22 protein-coding genes are annotated in these 19,371 nt (G+C 32.5%); 7 read left to right on the forward strand and 15 right to left on the reverse strand.

Annotation, left to right across the window (positions count from 1 at the left end; genetic code table 11):
- Positions 1-3: 3 nt before the first annotated feature.
- Both K337_RS18920 and K337_RS18925 read left to right on the forward strand, forming a co-directional pair.
- On the forward strand, positions 4-291 hold the full coding sequence (locus tag K337_RS18920; protein WP_051251878.1) for a DUF7990 family protein: 288 nt from the start codon (positions 4-6) through the stop codon (positions 289-291).
- 28 nt (positions 292-319) lie between these two features.
- Positions 320-1,237, forward strand: a complete 918-nt coding sequence (locus K337_RS18925) for an ArsA family ATPase (protein ID WP_051251880.1) — start codon at positions 320-322, stop codon at positions 1,235-1,237.
- Positions 1,238-1,442: 205 nt separating this feature from the next.
- Here the strand turns inward: K337_RS18925 and K337_RS0116535 are convergent, their stop codons facing one another.
- The 10 genes from K337_RS0116535 to K337_RS0116580 all read right to left on the reverse strand — a co-directional run bounded on the left by K337_RS0116535 (position 1,443) and on the right by K337_RS0116580 (position 11,160).
- Positions 1,443-2,600, reverse strand: coding sequence for an iron-containing alcohol dehydrogenase (locus tag K337_RS0116535; RefSeq protein ID WP_037030056.1), 1,158 nt, complete (start codon positions 2,598-2,600; stop codon positions 1,443-1,445).
- A 486-nt stretch (positions 2,601-3,086) separates the two neighbouring features.
- The gene (locus tag K337_RS20435; RefSeq protein WP_281168342.1) at positions 3,087-3,221 is read right to left on the reverse strand and encodes a hypothetical protein; all 135 of its coding nucleotides are present in this window, start codon (positions 3,219-3,221) and stop codon (positions 3,087-3,089) included.
- A gap of 413 nt (positions 3,222-3,634) precedes the next feature.
- Entirely contained in the window at positions 3,635-4,480 is an 846-nt protein-coding gene (locus tag K337_RS0116545) for a YitT family protein (protein WP_028857567.1), read from the reverse strand.
- Between the two features lie 86 nt (positions 4,481-4,566).
- On the reverse strand, positions 4,567-5,391 hold the full coding sequence (locus tag K337_RS18930) for a DUF169 domain-containing protein (RefSeq protein ID WP_051251882.1): 825 nt from the start codon (positions 5,389-5,391) through the stop codon (positions 4,567-4,569).
- A 107-nt stretch (positions 5,392-5,498) separates the two neighbouring features.
- Positions 5,499-7,118 (reverse strand): ABC transporter substrate-binding protein, encoded by a 1,620-nt coding sequence (locus K337_RS0116555; protein ID WP_037030060.1) that lies wholly within the window; start codon positions 7,116-7,118, stop codon positions 5,499-5,501.
- A 49-nt stretch (positions 7,119-7,167) separates the two neighbouring features.
- Positions 7,168-8,148: an ABC transporter ATP-binding protein gene (locus tag K337_RS0116560; protein WP_028857569.1), complete on the reverse strand. Its 981-nt coding sequence runs from the start codon at positions 8,146-8,148 to the stop codon at positions 7,168-7,170.
- Positions 8,132-9,133 (reverse strand): ABC transporter ATP-binding protein, encoded by a 1,002-nt coding sequence (locus K337_RS0116565; protein WP_028857570.1) that lies wholly within the window; start codon positions 9,131-9,133, stop codon positions 8,132-8,134. Before K337_RS0116565 ends, K337_RS0116560 begins: the two co-directional genes overlap by 17 nt.
- A gap of 30 nt (positions 9,134-9,163) precedes the next feature.
- Positions 9,164-9,325: a hypothetical protein gene (locus tag K337_RS20075; RefSeq protein WP_156877417.1), complete on the reverse strand. Its 162-nt coding sequence runs from the start codon at positions 9,323-9,325 to the stop codon at positions 9,164-9,166.
- 36 nt (positions 9,326-9,361) lie between these two features.
- Positions 9,362-10,201: an ABC transporter permease gene (locus K337_RS0116575; RefSeq protein WP_211226115.1), complete on the reverse strand. Its 840-nt coding sequence runs from the start codon at positions 10,199-10,201 to the stop codon at positions 9,362-9,364.
- Between the two features lie 14 nt (positions 10,202-10,215).
- On the reverse strand, positions 10,216-11,160 hold the full coding sequence (locus K337_RS0116580) for an ABC transporter permease (protein ID WP_028857572.1): 945 nt from the start codon (positions 11,158-11,160) through the stop codon (positions 10,216-10,218).
- 883 nt (positions 11,161-12,043) lie between these two features.
- On the opposite strand from K337_RS0116580, the gene K337_RS0116585 reads away from it, so the two are divergent.
- Positions 12,044-12,256 (forward strand): hypothetical protein, encoded by a 213-nt coding sequence (locus K337_RS0116585; protein ID WP_028857573.1) that lies wholly within the window; start codon positions 12,044-12,046, stop codon positions 12,254-12,256.
- A 77-nt stretch (positions 12,257-12,333) separates the two neighbouring features.
- Here the strand turns inward: K337_RS0116585 and K337_RS20440 are convergent, their stop codons facing one another.
- Positions 12,334-12,468 (reverse strand): hypothetical protein, encoded by a 135-nt coding sequence (locus tag K337_RS20440; protein WP_281168343.1) that lies wholly within the window; start codon positions 12,466-12,468, stop codon positions 12,334-12,336.
- 464 nt (positions 12,469-12,932) lie between these two features.
- On the opposite strand from K337_RS20440, the gene K337_RS0116595 reads away from it, so the two are divergent.
- On the forward strand, positions 12,933-14,075 hold the full coding sequence (locus K337_RS0116595; protein WP_028857574.1) for an aminotransferase class V-fold PLP-dependent enzyme: 1,143 nt from the start codon (positions 12,933-12,935) through the stop codon (positions 14,073-14,075).
- Positions 14,076-14,234: 159 nt separating this feature from the next.
- On the opposite strand, the gene K337_RS19690 is transcribed toward K337_RS0116595, so the two are convergent.
- Positions 14,235-14,396 carry a rubredoxin gene (locus tag K337_RS19690; RefSeq protein WP_084140928.1) on the reverse strand — a complete coding sequence of 54 codons (162 nt, stop codon included), beginning with the start codon at positions 14,394-14,396 and terminating at the stop codon, positions 14,235-14,237.
- Positions 14,397-14,586: 190 nt separating this feature from the next.
- Here K337_RS19690 and cysK point away from each other — a divergent pair, with 190 nt between their 5' ends.
- The 3 genes from cysK (at position 14,587) to mnmH (ending at position 17,296) form a co-directional block, all read left to right on the forward strand.
- The gene (gene cysK, locus K337_RS0116605; RefSeq protein WP_037030063.1) at positions 14,587-15,498 is read left to right on the forward strand and encodes a cysteine synthase A; all 912 of its coding nucleotides are present in this window, start codon (positions 14,587-14,589) and stop codon (positions 15,496-15,498) included.
- A 95-nt stretch (positions 15,499-15,593) separates the two neighbouring features.
- A complete protein-coding gene (epsC, locus tag K337_RS0116610) occupies positions 15,594-16,154 on the forward strand; it encodes a serine O-acetyltransferase EpsC (protein WP_028857576.1) in 561 nt (186 codons plus the stop codon).
- A gap of 71 nt (positions 16,155-16,225) precedes the next feature.
- A complete protein-coding gene (mnmH, locus tag K337_RS0116615; RefSeq protein WP_169712901.1) occupies positions 16,226-17,296 on the forward strand; it encodes a tRNA 2-selenouridine(34) synthase MnmH in 1,071 nt (356 codons plus the stop codon).
- 88 nt (positions 17,297-17,384) lie between these two features.
- Here mnmH and K337_RS0116620 read toward each other — a convergent pair whose 3' ends face one another.
- From K337_RS0116620 to K337_RS0116630, 3 genes are all read right to left on the reverse strand, one after another.
- A complete protein-coding gene (locus K337_RS0116620; protein WP_028857578.1) occupies positions 17,385-17,879 on the reverse strand; it encodes a PTS sugar transporter subunit IIA in 495 nt (164 codons plus the stop codon).
- A 130-nt stretch (positions 17,880-18,009) separates the two neighbouring features.
- Complete coding sequence (locus K337_RS0116625; protein ID WP_028857579.1) at positions 18,010-18,558, reverse strand: DJ-1 family glyoxalase III; 549 nt, start codon at positions 18,556-18,558, stop codon at positions 18,010-18,012.
- 1 nt (position 18,559) lies between these two features.
- A complete protein-coding gene (locus K337_RS0116630) occupies positions 18,560-19,189 on the reverse strand; it encodes a MarC family protein (RefSeq protein ID WP_028857580.1) in 630 nt (209 codons plus the stop codon).
- Between the last annotated feature and the right edge of the window lie 182 nt (positions 19,190-19,371).

Genomic DNA, 19,371 nt, shown 5'->3' on the forward strand with positions numbered 1-19,371 from the left:
AAAATGAATATAAAAAATAAAATGAAATTAATAAAAGATATAAAATTATTTTTTCAGGGAGCCTTTAACTATAAACATATGTCTACAAATAAGATTGAAGAAGCTTTAACAGATGAAATTGATGAATTTTTATTTATTTGTTTTTCTGAAAACTTAGGAATTGAACTTCCAATTAACTATTATACCTTGGAATTACTACCATATTTAGGGGAAGAATTAGGTCTTTGGGAAGAAAAGATGATCGACAGAAAAAGTGTTTGGGAAGAAAAAGTTACAGAGTGTCCACTATAATTAATCTAAAAAAACGGGAGGTGAAACAATGAGTAAGATAATTTTTGTAGGAGGAAAGGGAGGAGTTGGAAAAACTACCTGTGCCTCCTCCCTGGCATGGAAATATTCTAAAAAACATAAAGTTTTATTAGTTTCCACAGACCCGGCACATTCAACCAGAGATCTTTTTGACATTCCTCCTAAAAGAAATGAAGATTTCTACACCTATTCTCAAAATTTACATATTTTGGAGATCGATGGGGAAAAAGAATCCGATATATACATCTCTAGGATAAAAAAACAATGTTGTGAGATGCTGAGTCCGGTTATTTTATGTGAGGTAGAAAAACAATTAGACACTGCCAGTATCTCTCCTGGAGCCTATGAATCTGCTATCTTTGAAAAAATGAGTCAGCTGATCTTGAAGAATAAAGAATATGATTATATAGTTTTTGACACTGCTCCTACAGGACACACTTTGAGGCTGATTACATTTCCTACATCTATGAATACATGGATGGAGAGTCTCATAAAAAAAAGAAAAAAAATTCTCATGTTAAAAAATATGAAGTTTAACAAGAAAAATAAATTTAGTAATGACAGGGTTTTAAATATCTTAGAATCCAGACATAGTTGGATATCCGATATCAGTAAGGTTCTCATGGATCCTTCCAGGGTCTCCTTTAACTTTGTTATGAATGCTGAAAAATTATCTTTCTTAGAAACAAAAAGAGCAGTTAAAACTTTAGATGAATATGGAATTAATATCGATAAAATTATTATCAACAGACTCCTCCCAAATTCTTCCGATCCATTCTGGCAGGGCAGAAAAGATAAGGAGAGTATGTTTGTTGATATGATCTTTCAAGATTTTAAAGAAAAAAACCTTATCCCTATTCCATATTTTTTAGAAGAAAATACCAAGATATTAGAAACCATTGGGAATTTAATAAAAAAAGCAACGTGACGTTGCATCCAGATAACCACAACTCAGGTTTTTATAATTTTTATTTTATAAACTTTATCTCAAAATCCTATATTTATTTAGTAAAATAGTAGCATTATGCCCCTTGCAGGTATAATTTCCTAGATAACAATAAAACAGAAAAAGACTCCCAGAAAAAATCTGAGAGTCTTTTTATTTAAATTCCTTTTAGAATTAAAATATTTTTCTATATATTTTTAGCTGTTGTTCCATAATATGCTGCTAAATAGATCTCTTTAATATCTTCTGAAGATGTATCTCTTGGATTTGTAAGGGTACAAGGGTCATTGAATGCATTTACACTCATTCTTTCAAGTATCCCTTTAAATTTATCTTCCGAAACATCAACTTCATCTATCTCTTTTAAAGATAGAGGGATTCCTACTTTTTTATTCATCTCTTTAATAGTAGCTACAATATCATCTACTTCTAGCATTTTTTCTATTTCGTTAAATCCATCTGTAGATTTTCTATTATATTCTATAACATATGGTAATAATACCGCATTTGCAAGTCCATGAGTTATTCCTAATTCTCCACCAATCTTATGTGCCATACTATGTACTATTCCTAAAGAAGCACTTGTGAAAGCCATTCCTGAAAGTGTAGACGCATTATGCATGTCCTCTCTTGCTTTTATGTCATTTCCATCTTTATAAGCAGATGTAAGACTTTCGAAAACCATCTTAATTGATTCCATAGATAGTGGTTTAGTATAACAAGTGGCAGCATTAGAAGTATATGATTCAATAGCATGAGTCATTACATCCATCCCTGTATTAGCAGTTATATGAGCCGGAGTTTTAGAAGGAATAATCGGATCTAAAATTGCAATATCTGGTGTAATCTCATAGGATACCAATGGATATTTAATCTTATTTACAGTGTCTGTTATTACAGAAAATGCAGTTATCTCCGAAGCTGTTCCACTTGTAGAAGGAATAGCTATAAATTTAGCTTTCTTTCTCAATGTTGGAAATTTACCTGCTACAAGGTCTTCAAATTTAGTTTCTGGATTTTCATAGTATACCCACATGATTTTAGCAGCATCCAGTGCAGATCCTCCACCAATTGCTATGATCCAATCAGGATTAAATTCAGCCATCTTTCTTCCACCGTCAACAACAGTGTCTATAGATGGATTTGGTTCTACACCATCTATTGTCATTACTTCCATTCCTGCTTTTTCAAGTTCCTCTTTGGCTTGGTTTAAGAAACCAAATCTTTTCATAGAATTACCACCAGTTACTAAAACTGCCTTCTTACCACTAATAGTCGATAAATATCCTAGTGTTCCCTCTCCAAATACAATATCCTTTGGAACTCTAAACCATTTTAAATCCATGATTAACCATCTCCTCTTAATTTTATAAAATCAAATAAATAATTACATCTAACTTAGTATTTTTCTTGAGAATAATTTAACAATTTCTTTCTACAGTTCAACTATACCACATTTTAAACTTTGTTACAAAAATAACAATCGTTTTTTATAAATTAATTTAACCTTATACTTAAAAGTACAAATTTAAGCTAATTTTAAAGTACAATGGTAGTAAAAAAATCGATAAATATACATTTCAAAATATTTTCTATACTCCTCTTTTTTTATATTTTTTTTGTCTCTTTAGACATAATATAAATATAATAAAATAATAAAAAAGGAACGTAACGTTGCATTCAAACAGAAATAGCCTGTATTTTATGACCTTCTATTTATTCAGTAATTTTAAAATTTCCTAGATAATAAAAAAATAAGCGTAGGATCATTCCTACGCTTACCCTCTATTTTATTGATATAATTTTATAAGTTCAAATTAATCATTTATTACTATGCATGTAAACGAAAAGATAAATCAACCAAACTAATAAAGCTCATCGTTAGGGCCCATCCTATAATTGCAGCCTTTGCCCTTACTCTTAATTTACCAAAATCACTTTTAAATTTTTCCATTGCTTCTTTCATTTTTTCCTCCATCTTTCATTAAAAACCATAAAAATTGCCTATATTTAATTTATTACAATGAAGTTATACCATATAATATAATTAAAGTTTAAATACAAAAAATATACAAAATATAAACTATTCATTTATTAAATAAATCTATATTATCTTTTGATTCAAACCTTATATTATGATATTTTAATCACAGACTCTGTAATTCAGAGAAATTTTTAGTCAAGTTTCAAAATCATATATTTAATAGTTTAATGAAACATTTTGTGTGGAAAAATAAGAAGCATATTAATCAATCATTTATACTCTTAAAATCATATCTAATGCTGCATTCATTTTAATCATCAAAGTTTAATACAACATATAAAAATTTTATACTAAATACTATGATTGATTGGATAAATTTAGTTTTTTCAATCATTTTACTTTGTTATGTAAGCATTTCCATGGACCTCATTGATATCATGTGCAGTTATAAATGAATTTTGATCTATAGAATCTACATATTTTTTTAATTCAAAAAATTCTCTTTTTTTTAGAACAGTCATTATTATGGCGTTGTCAAACTCGGAAGATCCGTTTTTTGCATAATATATAGAGATTTTACCCCCAAATATATTTGTTATGTAGGTTCTAATCTCCTTAATTTTTTTACTGCTTATTATTACCTGCTGATAAAGGTTAAATTTTTCCATAATGAAATTTATACTAATACAAAGCATACATACTCCAAGCATTGCATACATTCCTTTTTCAATTCCAAAAGTTTTTATAGCAGCTAATATTATAAACATATCTACCAAAAAAACAGCATGTCCCATTTTTACTTTAAAATACTTATTTATTATCTTTACTGCTATGTCTAGCCCTCCTGTAGATGCCTCATGGGAAAATGCGATTGCCATACCGGCTCCACACATCAATATTCCAAATATGAGCTGAATCAATATATCATGACTCACAGGTCCTGATATTGGAAAATATATCTGCATTATGGATATAAAAAATGAAGTTGTAAAACTGCAAAATATAGTCTTAATTCCAAATACAGGCCCTATCATAAAAAAACCTATTATATATAACACTATATCCATAATCATCATTAAAAATCCTATATTTACATCTGGAAAATAATTCATTACTATTATGGCTATTCCTGTAGTCCCTCCTGCTGCAATTTCATTTGGAGCCAAGAAATAATATACTCCTGCTGCAACTAAAAATGCTGCTAAAATTAAAATTACTAATTCCCTTATAATATTTTTCATTCTTCCCTTCCCTTTCTAATTAAATTTTTATATTTAAAATTCAATCTCCATAACCTGCTTTTTCATCTAGGCTGTAGATAGACAATTTATTGTTCCTCTCTTCTTTTAAAATGTGCAAAATCATGCTTGTGCATATTATCTCCATAATTTTTATTGTATATGATTTCAACATCAGAGACTCCATTTTCATTGAGCTTTTCCTCTATCACTTTTTTTCTTATATTAGGCTCTGCCGGTGTAACTGTTTTACAGAGTCCATCAACTACTTCCAAAAATTTTCTTAGAGGTATTCCAATTCCAATCTCATCTTCATTAAAACCACTTCTACGGGTACCTACACACAGAAGTGAAATATTAATATCATTTTCAGCATATGGATGTGCTGTACATTCGGCACACATAGCCTGGCTTCCTATAAACTTATACCCTGCATGTGTCCCATATTTATAGGCGTGCCCCTGGATAAATCTCATTGTATTGAATGTATTTGTGGCAACAATTACCACATGGGGTTCCACATTAAACTCCTCTAAAGGCATTATTTCCACACCATAGGACTTGTGATTACATTTTGAAATACTATCAGTAACTTCCTTTGCTGTAGGCATATCCTGATACAGCCCGCATTCTCCATAATAATGCCCCGAAGTATACCAGTCATCCATATCTACAATCCCAAGAACTCTGGCGGCAGCAAAACATCCAAAGTTATCAAAATCCACCTTGAGTTTATCGCCATTCATTGCACGATTAATCATCTTACAGTAAGGCATCCTTCCTTTTGGTTTTTCTGCCTGAGCATCCTCAAACTCCTCCACTGTAAATAAAAACCTAACTCCAACTACTTTTCTTTGTAAATCTAAAACACAATTCATTTTTTTTACTGCCTCTATATATTTTTCTTTTTTCATAAAAATCGACTCTCCTTTAATAAATGACAGACCCTATATAGACCGTTCTTAATAAATAAACAAATTTTAAGGGAACAGCCAACATAGCAGTTCCCTTAAATCAAATTCTATTTTTTCTCTATCCATGTATTCCAAAAGAACGGTTGGCAGAAGTTAGCATACCCTTTGAGTGAGCTGTTTGCAATGTGCATCCTGCTGTATTCAACAGTTTTTATATATGGTAATGTTTCCCATGTTTTATTATAGAATTCTTTTACTATCTCAAATCTTTTTTTCTTATCCGTTTCTATCATCATCCTTTCAAATATTTTATCCATGGCACGGGAATCATCGTCATCCCAGTTTGAAATCCATGCATTTGTTCCTGTCCATGCTCCCTCAACCTGAGGATCTGGACAAGTCATATAAAAGTACGAAAGATGCAGATTCCACCCTTCTTTCTTTGAACGTCTTTCAACAACTGTAGGTCTGTCAAAAAGCTCTATTTTAACATTGAATCCCACCTTTTCAAGCTGCTCTTTTAGGGCTATTGCTCCATATTTTTCAACTTTATTATCCTGCCCACTGACTATCACTATAGGTGTTCCGTCATAACCGGCTTTTTTTAGAAGATCTTTTGCCTTCTTAGGATCATAGTTGTTATATACTCCTGCTCCTGAATTTTCTTCATACCATACTGTCCCTTTAGGGTATATACATCCATCTACAGTCCAAAAATTTTCATTACCTATCATTGTCCTTCCAAGTTCTTCCATATCTATAGCTGCTGCAAGAGCTCTCCTTGCGTATATGTTATTAAATGGAGGAGTACCACAGTTTATTATCAGCATTTCCATCCCATCTGGTTTAACTATTATAGGTTCTACACTGGGATCGTCTACAACTATTTTATATTGATCCTGAGGAGCTTCTTCCGCAAATTGAAATTCTCCAGTTTGAACCCCGGCAATTCTTGTAGCCTGCTCAGAAACCGATTTTATTATTATTTTATCTGCATAGGCTACCCTCTTACCTGCAAGACCTGATGCCGGTTTATCACTTGGAACATAGTCATCAAACCTTTCTAATCTAACCTCTTGATCTGGAATCCATTTTATAAATTTATAAGGCCCTGTTCCTATGTGTTCCCTCATTATATTATCACCGTATTTTTCTACAAGCTCCTTTGGTCTTATAACAAGTTTTTGATTTGAAACATGTGATCCTAAAATACTGATGAAGGGAGCATAAGCCCTCTTAAATATAAATGTCAGTTCATATGGCCCTACTACTTCTAATTTATCAAAATAAGGAGCAATCATATTACCTGCGTCATTATTTTTTAACCATCTGTTGAATGAAGCTACTACATCTTCTGAGGTCATTTCCTTTCCATTATGAAAAAGAACTCCCTTTCTAAGCTTAATATCATAAACTTTTCCCCCATCTCTTATTTCATAACTCTCAGCGAGATAAGGTTGAGGCTCAAAATTTGCATCAAATTCAAATAACCCCTCATAGACATGATTCATTATTGAAGATATTGCCCAATCGGTAGATTTGTCACTGTCAAGATGAGGAGGTGTCATTTTTTGTGCCACCACTATTGTCCCACCAAATTTACTATTCTTAACCGAACCCTGTTTTTCTTGTTTGTCATCTTTTTCTGAAGAACATGCTACAAAAGTTGCAGCAATAATTAGTGTTAAAACAAAATTTAAAATTGTTTTAATTTTTTTATTTATCATTTTTCCTTTTCCCCCTTATATATTTTTATTTATCATAAAAGCTGTCAGCTTATATTTTTTTAATTTTATCTGTCAAATGACAGGCTACGAAATGACCTTTTTTATTTACTTTTAACTCAGGTTCTATCCTTCCACACCTTTCTTCTGCATGGATACACCTCATATGAAATCTACACCCCTTAAGAATATTTAAAGGATCCGGCATATCCCCCTTCAATATTATCCTTTCTTTCTTTACATTTGGATCAGGAACTGGAATTGCAGAAATTAAAGCCTGTGTATAAGGATGCTTAGGTTTGCTAAAAATATTTTCTACAGAGGTAATCTCTACTATTTTCCCTAAATACATAACTCCTACCCTGTCACTTATATGCTTTACTACTGAAAGGTCATGGGATATAAACATATATGTAAGACCCAGTTCATCTTTCAAATCATTTAATAGATTTATTATTTGGCTCTGTATAGATACGTCCAAAGCAGAAACCGCCTCATCACATATAACTAATTTTGGTTTTAAGATCAAGGCTCTGGCAATACATATCCTCTGCCTCTGTCCTCCAGAAAATTCATGGGGATATTTGTCTAAATGATATTTATCTAATCCAACCAGCTGGGTTATCTCTTCTACCCTCCTATTTATTTCATGGATATCTTTTAGCCCATGTAACCTAAGTGGTTCTCCTATAAGTTCCGCCACTCTCATTCTGGGGTTTAAAGATGCAAAGGGGTCTTGAAATACGATCTGCATATCTCTTCTTACCTCTCTCATTTCTGCCTTTGAAAGAGATAGTATATCGTTTCCGTCAAAATAAATATTTCCTGAATCTGCATCTAAGAGCCGGAGGATAACCCTTCCTAAAGTAGATTTACCACACCCCGATTCCCCTACTATTCCTAAGATTTCACCTTTTTTTATGTCAAAACTTACCTTATCCAGAGCTCTCACTTTTTTATTGGTTTTAAAAAACAACCCTTCTGATGCTGAAAAACATTTAGAAATATTTTCTATCTTAAGCAGAGTATTCATCGTTGGCCTCCTCTATATATTCCTGTGTCTCCATCCAACAACTTAGAGATCTATCTCCTATATTACAAAGAGGTGGTTCTGAGTTTATACATATTTTTTTTGCAAATTCACACCTAGGATTAAACCGACATCCCACAGGAAATTCTGTAGGTTTTGGTACTACCCCCTCTATTGTATTTAATCTTTTATTTGTACTATTTAAAGATGGCATAGATGAAAGCAATCCTCTAGTATAGGGATGCTTAGGATCTTTAAAAATATCCTGAACTCCTGCTGATTCCACTATCTTACCTGCATACATAACTATGACTTTTTCAGCCATTTCAGCGACTACTCCTAAATCATGAGTTATCAAAAGCATCGATGTCCCAATCTCCTCTTTTAGATTTTTTATAAGATCAAGAATTTGTGCCTGTACAGTCACATCCAAAGCTGTAGTTGGTTCATCTGCAATTATTAATTTTGGTCTGCAGGCCAAAGCCATTGCTATGATTACCCTTTGTCTCATCCCTCCAGACATTTGATGAGGGTATTGCTTTGCTCTCTCTTCCGGAGAAGGAATCCCGACTATTCGGAGTAATTCAGCTGCTTTTTTAAGACCTTCTTTTCTCTTCATCCCCTGGTGAAGTTCAAATACTTCACTGAGCTGTCTGCCAATTGTATATACTGGATTTAGAGATGTCATGGGCTCTTGGAATATCATAGATATTTCATTTCCCCTTATATTTCTCATTTCTTTTTTTGATCTTTCAAATAAATTATTTCCTTCAAATATTATTTCTCCGCCTTCTACCTTACCTGGTGGAGATGGAATACATCCTAAGATACTCAGAGCCGTGATACTCTTTCCGCTCCCTGATTCTCCTACTATTGCAACCGTTTCTCCTTTTTTCACACAAAAACTAATCCCATCTACTGCAGGTATTACCTCCTGGTTTTTATAAAAATAGGTTTTTAAATTTTTTATTTCTAACAACTTATCCATTTTTTCTCCTTTAATTTTTATAGCATTTTCCTAAAATAAAATACTTAACAGCATAAAAACTGCCATTATTCCCAGCATAGAGCAAATAACAATGGGAGCTATTATTGAAAATGCCGCTGCTGCAAGGACAACAGCATCTTTCATCTTTGCATTATTTTTATCTTTTCTGTTATTTAAAGTTTCATTTTCCATTTTTCTTCCCCTCTCATTTTTTTAATCATAGATAGCCTATACCTTGAGCCTAGGGTCCAAATAATCTCTAAGTCCATCTCCTAAAAGGTTAAGTCCTAAAACTGTAACCATTATAGCTGCTCCAGGAAATATCATCTCCCAGGGAGCTATACTCATAAATGACCTACCTTCAGTAATCATCCCGCCCCAGCTTGGGTGTGGTGGTTCTATTCCCATCCCTAAAAAACTTAAAGCCGCTTCATCTAATATTGCTACAGCAAAAGTGAATGTAGCCTGCACTATTATTGGTGACAACGAATTGAGGAGTATATACCTAAAAAGTATATGTCCATCTTTTGCTCCTGATGATTTGGCAGATTCAACGCATTCCCATTCTTTGCCTGTAAGAACACATCCTCTTACGACTCTCGCCATCTGAGGAAAATAGGCAAATGATAGTGCCAAAATTATATTTAATTTCCCGGCTCCCCAGACAGCTGCTAAAATTATCGCTATTATTATTCCTGGAAATGCCATGAATCCATCTAAAATTCTCATAATAAAATTATCGAATTTATGATAATATCCAGCTATTAATCCTATTAATCCACCCATAAATGTACTGAGTACGACTACTGAAATCCCAATCTGCATAGATATCCTTGCCCCATAAACCAATCGGCTCATAACATCTCTTCCAAAATGATCAGTTCCCATAGGATGGATCAATGAAGGAGGCAAAAGCCTATCCTTTCCGTTTACTTCCAAAGGATCAAATTTAGTTAGGAGGGGAGCTGCCACAGCAGTCAGAAAAACTAATGCTATAACTACCCCTCCTATGGCTATATAAGGATGTTTTTTTATTTCCAAAATCATTTGTTTTATATCTTTTCCCACTATTAACACTCCTCTTATTTATATTTAATTTTTGGATTTAAAAATGCATAACTCACATCTACAACTATATTTATAACCACATAGACCAAAGCCGTAAATATCATACTGCCCTGTATTACAGGATAATCCCTCTTCATTATCGAATTAACAGCCAAACTCCCTGTTCCCGGTATGTTAAAAACAGTTTCTACAACCCATGTTCCACCTAAAAGTACGGCCATGCTAAATCCTATAACTGTCACAACTGGTATCATGGCATTTTTTAAAGCATGTCTTATAATCACAAATTTTTCCGCTACTCCTTTTGCCATAGCAGTTCTTATGTAATCTTGTCTGAGTACATCTAACATCGCACTCCTTGTCATCCTAGCTATTATTCCCCCTTGCATAAATCCAAGAGTTAATCCCGGCAGAACAAGATATTTTATGACTCCTATCCCGGATTCTTCTATGGGAACATACCCTTGGACAGGAAACCAGTGAAGTTTCACAGAAAATAAATATATAAGCATAATAGAGAGCCAAAAGCTGGGTATTGAAACTCCCGCCAAAGATATTCCTATGGCTGACTGATCCATCCAGCTTCTATGTTTAACTGCTGCTATTACTCCAAGGGGTATCCCTATCAACAATCCTATACTCTCTCCCACAAGGGCCAGCATAAATGTTGGTTCCAGCCTTGAAAAAATAGCTGTTGACACTTTTTCATGCAAAAATAAAGATTCTCCTAGATCTCCCCTTATTATTCTTGAAAGCCACTCTCCAAACTGTGTAAAAAATGGCTTATCATATCCAAGATGATGCTTCATAGCAGATACCTGTTTTTCCGTTGCAAAATCTCCCATCATCATTCTGACAGGGTCCCCGGGCATTATGTGGGTAATTAAAAAAGAGAGGATCATTACCACAGCTATTACTGGTATAAGCATAAATAGCCTTTTCATTATGTATCTAATCATTGTTCAATACTCCTTATATTTTTTAGTTTTACAATAATTTTAGTTCCTGATATTGTTTAATTTTTCTATGATTTAAAAAAACGGTACAACAAAAAAAGGAACGTGACGTTCCATCCAGTTAGGCATAACCTAAGCTTTTATAGATTTTAATGTATCGAAGAATTATTTCTTATATAGCAAAAAAGAAGTTTCTCTGTCTCTATAATTGATAATTTTTCATCTAAAAAAGCCCCATAACTAGTGGCATAAAATATAAATCCCTTTGGGATTTGGTTCTTAAAAAGTTGAATTTTATTTGAAAATTTAAAAATGATCTGTACAAAAAAAAGAATGAATAGGTGTAGCTCTAAAAACTACAGGAAAAGAAAGATATTAATTTATCTAAACTAGTTTTATTCATGTTATCCGTTTGCAATAGATCCCATAACTTCCACCGGAAGTTTTAATCAATTGTCACTTTCATTGAAAAAATTTCATGTTTCCTCCTAAATTGTATTTTATTAGTTAATTTCGTCTTATCTTACAGCACATCTAAAGAAAATGTCAATATCATTTTAAATATTAATTTATTAAAATCTCCTTATAATTAAAAAAATACTGAATTATAACCATACTAAACTAAATATGTCCAAATTTTTGAGAATAAATATTATTAAGATTAATTTTTTTTATTGAAAAAATTTACAACAAATAGTATAATTTAATAAAAAATTAACCATATACTAATTATTTTTTAAATATCTACTTTCATGACCTTTAATAGACTACATCCAGATATGAATCAGCATTCAGGTAAAGTCTAAATAGTGCAGTTCAAGAATGTCTAATTAAGATATTTTTATTGTCTTGAATCACACCATTCAGAATTTAAAGGGGGTCACTTATGTTAGATTTGAGTAAATCAATCGGTTTTGATAGAGTGAATATTAAAACGAATATTATGAACTGTTCTAAAGAGTATGGCATTGAGTATGAAGATGTAAAAATTGTTTCTTCAAATGAAAGATTTATTGTCCTAGAAACTCCAGAAAATACAAATATTATTCTTTCTACAAATTCAATTCAATACATTGAAAAATTTATTCAACATTTTTAAAAAGTAATAAAAAAAGAGACTTGAACGTCTCTTTTTTATTGCTCATATATATTACTCTTAAATTATCTGATTATTTTCTAGACCTGTAAACGAAAAGATAAATTAACCAGCCCAACAAATGTCATTGTTAGAGCTCCTCCTATAATCGAAGCCTTTGCTCCCACTCTTAACCCACCAAAATCACTCTTAAATTTTTCTATTGATTCTTTCATTTTTTTCCTCCGTCTTCCTCTAAAAAAATAATTAAATACCCTATATTCAATTTATTATAATGAAGTTATACCACATAGTTTAGTTAGAATTTAAATACAAAAAATATACAAGATATAAGTTACTTATTCATTGTATAAATCTACAGCCAAGGTTGACCGAAGCCTTCTGTTGCGATATTTTAATCATCAAAATTACTTTTCAAAACATAATTAAATTCAGTTTTAAAATCCTCGATTAAACTACTTAATTAAACGTTTTGTATGAAAAACGAAATCTATATTTTGAAAAAATTACTTAACATATGAAGATAAATATAAACTTACATTTATTATAATCATTGAAATTTCATAAAACATATAATTCTTTTATAATTAAAAAAAATAAAATTAATATTGTACCTTTAAATCAAAATAAGATAGAATGAACCTAGATTACAAATTAAATGAAAAGGTGGGAAAGAATTATGATTTATTTTGATAACGCCGCAACTACACTCCCCAAACCAAAAGCCGTTGGGGAAGCTATCGTAGAAGCGCTGAATAGTTTTGGGAATCCAAGTAGGGGAGGACATGAGTATTCTCTTCGTTCATCTAGGGTTTTATACGAGACAAGGGAATTACTGGCAAAACTCATAGGGGTAGAAGATCCGTTAAATATAGCATTTACAGGGAACTCAACTATGTCTCTTAATATAGCAATATTAGGATTAGGTCTCAAAGAAGGAGACGAGATAATCACTACAACTCTAGAGCATAACTCAGTACTGCGTCCAATATATAAGTTAAAAAAAAATGGAGTTAAAGTAAAATTTGTTGGGTCAGACAAAGCTGGAAATATAAACTATGATGAACTAGAAACAAGTATCGGAAAAAATACCAAGGTCATTATGACCACTCATGCTTCTAACTTAACAGGAAATTTGGTGGATATAGATAGAATCGGAAAGGTAGCTCATAAGAACAATCTTATATTTATTGTGGACGGGTCACAGAGTCTGGGGGTATTTCCAGTGGATGTAGTCAAAAACAATATCGATATCCTGTGCTTCACTGGACACAAAGGGCTCATGGGTCCTACAGGGGTAGGAGGAATATATGTATCTCCTAAGGTAGATCTGAATCCATACCTTGTAGGAGGAAGTGGATCTCACTCATTTTCAGAGGAGCATCCTAAAACTATGCCCGATAAATTAGAAGCTGGTACACCTAATATTCATGGAATAGCAGGATTAAATGCCAGTTTAAAATATATCTTTAACACAGGAATAGACACAATCCGTGAAAAAGAGCTTTCCCTGGCTAAGACTTTTTATCAGGGAATAAAAGATCTGCCAAAAGTAAAAATATATGGAGATTTCAGTAGTTTCTATCGTTCTCCTATTGTTACTATGAATTTAGAGGGCGTTCCATCCAGCGATCTTGCAGAAGTTTTATCCTATGATTATGGGATAGCCACAAGATCTGGAATTCATTGTGCACCATTGATGCATAATGATTTTAAAACCAATGAAAATGGGATGGTAAGATTTAGTTTTTCCCACTATAATACAATGGAAGAGATCTTAAAAACAATCGAAATTTTAAAAGATCTCTCTGAATCTATATAAGATTTAATTCAAAAATAGCTAGAAATAAAAAAGCAACGTAACGTTGCATCCAAACAAGCACAATTTAGGTTTTTATAATCTTTTATATTTTTTATAAAAAATATAATTTTCTAAGCTATAAAAAAATCCCCACTAGAATACTCTAGTGGGGATTAAATTTTAGTTTTCTTCTACGAATACGTCTTTCCCCATTGCACATGGAGGACAGATCCAGTCTTCAGGTAAGTTTTCAAAACTAGTTCCTGCTTCTATTCCATTTTCTACATCTCCAACTTTTGGATCATAAACATATCCACATATTTCGCATACATAATTTTTCATATTTTTTTACCACCTTTATATTTAATTTTACAACATTAACAAAAGCAAGTTTATCAAATCTGACACTCTAAGTCAAGATAATTTTTTTTATAAAAACCTACACAATTCTTGACTACTAGACTAGGTTAATGATAAGATTATTTTAGATAAAATATTTAACACATTTATAGGAAAAACAGGAGGTAGTCAGATGTATAAAAATATAGTTGAATTAATAGGAAACACTCCAATGGTTAAATTAAAAAAAGAAAAAGGCCTGGCTGATATATACGTAAAATTAGAAAAGTTTAATCCCAGCGGGTCTATAAAGGATAGAGCTGCACACCAAATGATAATAGATGCCCAAACAGATGGTAAATTAAAACAGGGGGACATTATTTTAGAACCTACCAGTGGGAATACAGGAGTAGCTTTAGCTATGATTGGAAAAGCCATGGGGTATGAAGTAACTTTGGTTATGCCTTCTAGTATGAGTCAGGAGAGAAAGGATATAATAAGCTCTTATGGGGCAAGTTTAGTATTGACTGATCCTACAAAGGGTATGACAGGAGCTATCAATAAAGCCTATGAGATGGCAGAAGCCGACAGCAGATACTATATTCCAAATCAATTTGAAAATAAATCTAATATAAAAGCACACTATATCTCTACTGGGACAGAGATATATGATAAACTTCCAGGAATAGATGGTTTTGTAGCAGGAGTAGGAACAGGCGGAACCCTTGGGGGAACAGGTAAATATTTAAAAGAGCGTGACAAAAATATAAAAATTGTAGCAGTAGAGCCGTCTAAATCTCCAGTTTTATCTGGTGGTAGTGGCGGGGCTCATAAGATTCAAGGAATTGGGGCAGGATTTATACCTCAAATATTGGACACATCCATCATCGATGAAGTTATTACTATAGATGATGAAACAGCTTATGAGATGACTAGAAATGTACTAGACACTGATGGGCTCTACCTAGGAATCTCTAGTGGGTCAAATATCGCAGCAGCTAAAATATTAGCTAAGAAATTAGGCGAAGGAAAAATTGTAGTAACAATCGCTCCAGATGGAGGGGAAAAGTACATCTCCACAGGAGTATTTACAAAAACAACCTAGAAAAGTCACTCTTAGCTTATTTCTCTTGACATCTCAATAGAAATACATTAGTATATAAGCAAATAATTATATAGAATCTGGAGGAATGAGAAATAATGTTTAAAAGTTTAAAGTATGATATAAAAAATATAAGAAGTATAGACCCTGCTGCAAAATCAAATATAGAGGTTTTCCTCCTCTACCCATCTATCCACGCTATCTTTAGCCATAGAATAGCTCATGGATTATTTAAAAGGAAGTTTTTCTTTTTAGCTAGATTATTATCTCAATTTTCTAGATTCTTTACAGGAATTGAGATCCATCCTGGGGCAACTATAGGTAAGGGACTCTTTATAGACCATGGAATGGGTGTAGTTATAGGAGAAACAGCTATAGTGGGAAATAACGTGACTATCTACCACCAGGTTACCCTGGGAGGAACAGGTAAAGATTCTGGAAAAAGACATCCAACTATTGAAGATGATGTAATAATTGGTGCCGGAGCAAAAGTTCTAGGAAATATTACCATTGCCAAAGGAACTAAGATCGGTGGAAACACAGTAGTTTTAAAGGACAGTTATGAAAACTCTACAGTTGTAGGAGTAGCCGGTACTATGAAATGTAATGGAAAAGCCTTTAATTTATCTCAATGTGGTATAAAGGAAGAGAAAAATTAAATTATTTTATATATTATAATTATTTCATATCAACTTTTAACCTCTACTATGTTATAATAAGGGGAAGGAAGGTGAATTTTTTGAAAACCAATATATACGATGATATGAATAAAAACGAAATAAGTTATAAGGAATTATTAGAAAAAAATAACTATATCTTAATAGATGTAAGAACTCCTAAGGAATACCTAGAATCAACTATTCCAGGAGCCATTAATATACCTGTATTGCTAGATGAAGAAAGAGTAATGGTGGGAACCGCCTATAAAAAAGAATCTCAAGAAAAGGCTAAACAGCTAGGTATAGAAGCTATCTCTAAAAGATTGGGAGATATCACTAAGCAGATAAGTGAACTTTCAAAAGAACACGATAATATCGTATTCTTCTGTGCTAGAGGCGGGATGAGAAGCGGGTCTATGACTTCATTCTTCAAATCTATGGGATATAAAACTGCAAGGCTCAGTGGAGGATATAAATCTTACAGAGCTTTTGTCATAGAAGACCTTGAGAATATAGTGCAAGGAGTAACACTAATAACTCTCCACGGAAAAACAGGTACAGGAAAGACAAAAATCTTAAATGAACTACACGAAAACGGTGTTGAAACTATAGATTTAGAGGGAATGGCAAAAAATAGAGGATCTCACTTTGGTCATATAGGAATACCCCAGGACAGAAGCCAGAAAACTTTTGAATCTCTTTTATATGATGCCGTTAAGCATAGAAAAAATAATGTGATAATAATTGAAGGCGAAAGTAGTAGGAAGATAGGCCCTATCCATATCCCAGATCCATTTTGGGATACAATGAAGAAGGGAATAAAAATATTAGTAGAAGCTCCTATAGAGATGAGATTAGACATCATCATGGATGATTACACTGGAATCGATGAATTAAAAAAGAATTTACTGGAAGTAGCAGATAAATTAAAAAGATATATGGATGGCAGTGCCCATACTAAATTTATCGACCTAGTAGAAAAAGGTGAGATCAGGGAAGCTGCTCGTCAAATGATGATAGAATACTACGATCCTATGTATAACAAAAGTTTAGACAGACATAACTACCACGAGGAAGTTATGATCGAAAGTATTGAAGACGGCGTTATAAAATTAAAGGAAGTATTTAAAAAACATATGTAAAAAATTAGTTAGGAGTTTAATAGGAAATCTATTAAACTCCTATTTTTTATAAAAAAAATAGGGATGATTACTCATCCCCTAAAATTCATTACTTATTTAATTTTACTTTCATTAATAGATCTCCGACTTTTACATCTCCTGTAGCTACTACTTTTAATTCAGCAACTTCATCCATATTAGATATGATTATTGGAGTTCTTGCAGATTTTGCATTTTCTTTAATATACTCAAGGTTGTATTTTACTAATTCGTCCCCAACTTTTACATCTCCAGGAGTTACTAGTCTTTCAAATCCTTGTCCGTCTAATTTTACTGTGTCAATTCCAAAATGTACTATCATCTCTAATCCACATTCTAAATCAAAACTAACTGCATGATTAGTATCAAATATATCGATCTCAGCATCAGCTATAGCATGAACAGATCCTTCTACAGGCTCTATAGCACATCCATCCCCTATCATTTTTTGAGCAAACGCTTCATCAGGTACTTCTGATAAGTCTATAACTCTACCATTTAATGGTGAGTATATTTCAATATAATTTTCCTCTTTATTTTTTTTAAAAAAATCAAATAATCCCATTTTAAATTCCTCCTACTAATATAAATCTTCCTCATCACGATAATTATACTATATCTCTATCATTTTTTAAAGATTAAAAAGTTTTAAACTTTACTCATAAAGACGTAATATCTAACCATTTATCAAGTACTTAAACTAAAAGATCAGAAGCTAAATTTTTACTCATTTCTTCTCCCTTTAAAAGTTCCACCAATTTTAATGCAAACGGTATCGCTGTTCCAGGCCCTCTAGACGTTATAAAATTCCCGTCCACTACCACATCTAAATCATCCTTATAGACAGCTCCAAATAGTTGTGACTCCACACCTGGATAACAGGTAGCCTGTCTGTTCTCTAAAAACCCCATCTTTCCAATAACAAGGGGAGCAGCACAGATAGCTCCAATATATTTACTCTCTAAATCAAAATCTATAATCTGCTTCTTTAATATCTTCGATGAATCTAAATTTAACGTTCCTGGCATTCCTCCTGGTAAGATCATCATATCATATTTTTCATGGCTTATATCCTCTATAAGAGTATCTGCTACTACCCTTATATCATGAGCTCCCAATACCTCTCTATTCCCTCCTACAGCGACTAATTCTACTTCTACCTCTGCTCTTCTCAAAACATCAGCTGTAGCTAATGCCTCTATCTCCTCAAATCCTTCAGCTAAATATAATGCTACCTTTTTCATCTTAACCTCCTATACCCTGAACAACCATAGTCACACCACTGATAATAGTTTTTATTCCCACAGCCATTATAAATAATTGCATTACCCTAGATAGTACAAATAAAACCAATTCCCCAAATATTTTTTCTATAATATCTGCTGCAGAAAACATAAAATGAATAATCAGAAATACAACTACACAGGAAAGGGTACTAGAAATTATCCCAGCTTCCTGCCTTATAAGAAGCACCCCTGCCAGTGACCCTGGACCAACTAACATAGGGAAAGCCATAGGAATTATCCCTTGTTTAATCTCCTCTTCCTCTGTTAATTCTTCTTGAGGTTCATCTTTCTTCTTATTTTTCTTTGGAAATAATAGATTCTTTAGAGCTACAATAACTAAGATTATTCCTCCCGCTATCCTAACTTCTTTCATCTCTACCCTGAAAAAATTGTGCATCATAAATGATCCTACAAGGGCAAATGCCGCCATTATGGAAAACCCTGTAACAACTATCACTTTAAACAACTTTTTTCTGGTAATTTTACCCATATCCTCTGTCAATCCTATAAACAATGGCACATTTCCAAATGGGTTCAATATGGCAATCATTGTCATTGCATTGATAAATATCTGAATTACATAATCCATCTTATTTCACTCTCCTAATAATTTATATTCGAATAAATTTATCATATTCCTTGATTTTTTTCAATCTTATTTTCGATTTTTTTTTGACCTAAAAAAAGACTTCCGTCCTATTTATTTATAGTTTTTACATTTATAATTCCCTTGTTAAGTCAGCAAGTAAACAACTTAAGGGGGTACAAAAA

It is taken from the genome of Psychrilyobacter atlanticus DSM 19335, from assembly GCF_000426625.1.
Lineage (GTDB): Bacteria > Fusobacteriota > Fusobacteriia > Fusobacteriales > Fusobacteriaceae > Psychrilyobacter > Psychrilyobacter atlanticus.

Excerpts from the sequence above, each read along its gene's own strand:
- K337_RS0116565 (WP_028857570.1), bottom strand. The coding sequence starts at position 9,133 with ATGGATAAGTTGTTAGAAATAAAAAATTTAAAAACCTATTTTTATAAA.
- K337_RS18925 (WP_051251880.1), top strand. The coding sequence starts at position 320 with ATGAGTAAGATAATTTTTGTAGGAGGAAAGGGAGGAGTTGGAAAAACT.
- K337_RS18920 (WP_051251878.1), top strand. The coding sequence starts at position 4 with ATGAATATAAAAAATAAAATGAAATTAATAAAAGATATAAAATTATTT.
- K337_RS0116625 (WP_028857579.1), bottom strand. The coding sequence starts at position 18,558 with ATGAAAAAGGTAGCATTATATTTAGCTGAAGGATTTGAGGAGATAGAG.
- K337_RS19690 (WP_084140928.1), bottom strand. The coding sequence starts at position 14,396 with ATGAAAAATTATGTATGCGAAATATGTGGATATGTTTATGATCCAAAA.
- K337_RS0116580 (WP_028857572.1), bottom strand. The coding sequence starts at position 11,160 with ATGATTAGATACATAATGAAAAGGCTATTTATGCTTATACCAGTAATA.
- cysK (WP_037030063.1), top strand. The coding sequence starts at position 14,587 with ATGTATAAAAATATAGTTGAATTAATAGGAAACACTCCAATGGTTAAA.
- K337_RS20440 (WP_281168343.1), bottom strand. The coding sequence starts at position 12,468 with ATGAAAGAATCAATAGAAAAATTTAAGAGTGATTTTGGTGGGTTAAGA.
- K337_RS0116560 (WP_028857569.1), bottom strand. The coding sequence starts at position 8,148 with ATGAATACTCTGCTTAAGATAGAAAATATTTCTAAATGTTTTTCAGCA.
- K337_RS20075 (WP_156877417.1), bottom strand. The coding sequence starts at position 9,325 with ATGGAAAATGAAACTTTAAATAACAGAAAAGATAAAAATAATGCAAAG.
- K337_RS18930 (WP_051251882.1), bottom strand. The coding sequence starts at position 5,391 with ATGAAAAAAGAAAAATATATAGAGGCAGTAAAAAAAATGAATTGTGTT.
- K337_RS0116620 (WP_028857578.1), bottom strand. The coding sequence starts at position 17,879 with ATGGGATTATTTGATTTTTTTAAAAAAAATAAAGAGGAAAATTATATT.
- K337_RS20435 (WP_281168342.1), bottom strand. The coding sequence starts at position 3,221 with ATGAAAGAAGCAATGGAAAAATTTAAAAGTGATTTTGGTAAATTAAGA.
- K337_RS0116535 (WP_037030056.1), bottom strand. The coding sequence starts at position 2,600 with ATGGATTTAAAATGGTTTAGAGTTCCAAAGGATATTGTATTTGGAGAG.
- K337_RS0116630 (WP_028857580.1), bottom strand. The coding sequence starts at position 19,189 with ATGGATTATGTAATTCAGATATTTATCAATGCAATGACAATGATTGCC.
- epsC (WP_028857576.1), top strand. The coding sequence starts at position 15,594 with ATGTTTAAAAGTTTAAAGTATGATATAAAAAATATAAGAAGTATAGAC.
- K337_RS0116555 (WP_037030060.1), bottom strand. The coding sequence starts at position 7,118 with ATGATAAATAAAAAAATTAAAACAATTTTAAATTTTGTTTTAACACTA.
- K337_RS0116545 (WP_028857567.1), bottom strand. The coding sequence starts at position 4,480 with ATGAAAAATATTATAAGGGAATTAGTAATTTTAATTTTAGCAGCATTT.
- K337_RS0116585 (WP_028857573.1), top strand. The coding sequence starts at position 12,044 with ATGTTAGATTTGAGTAAATCAATCGGTTTTGATAGAGTGAATATTAAA.
- K337_RS0116595 (WP_028857574.1), top strand. The coding sequence starts at position 12,933 with ATGATTTATTTTGATAACGCCGCAACTACACTCCCCAAACCAAAAGCC.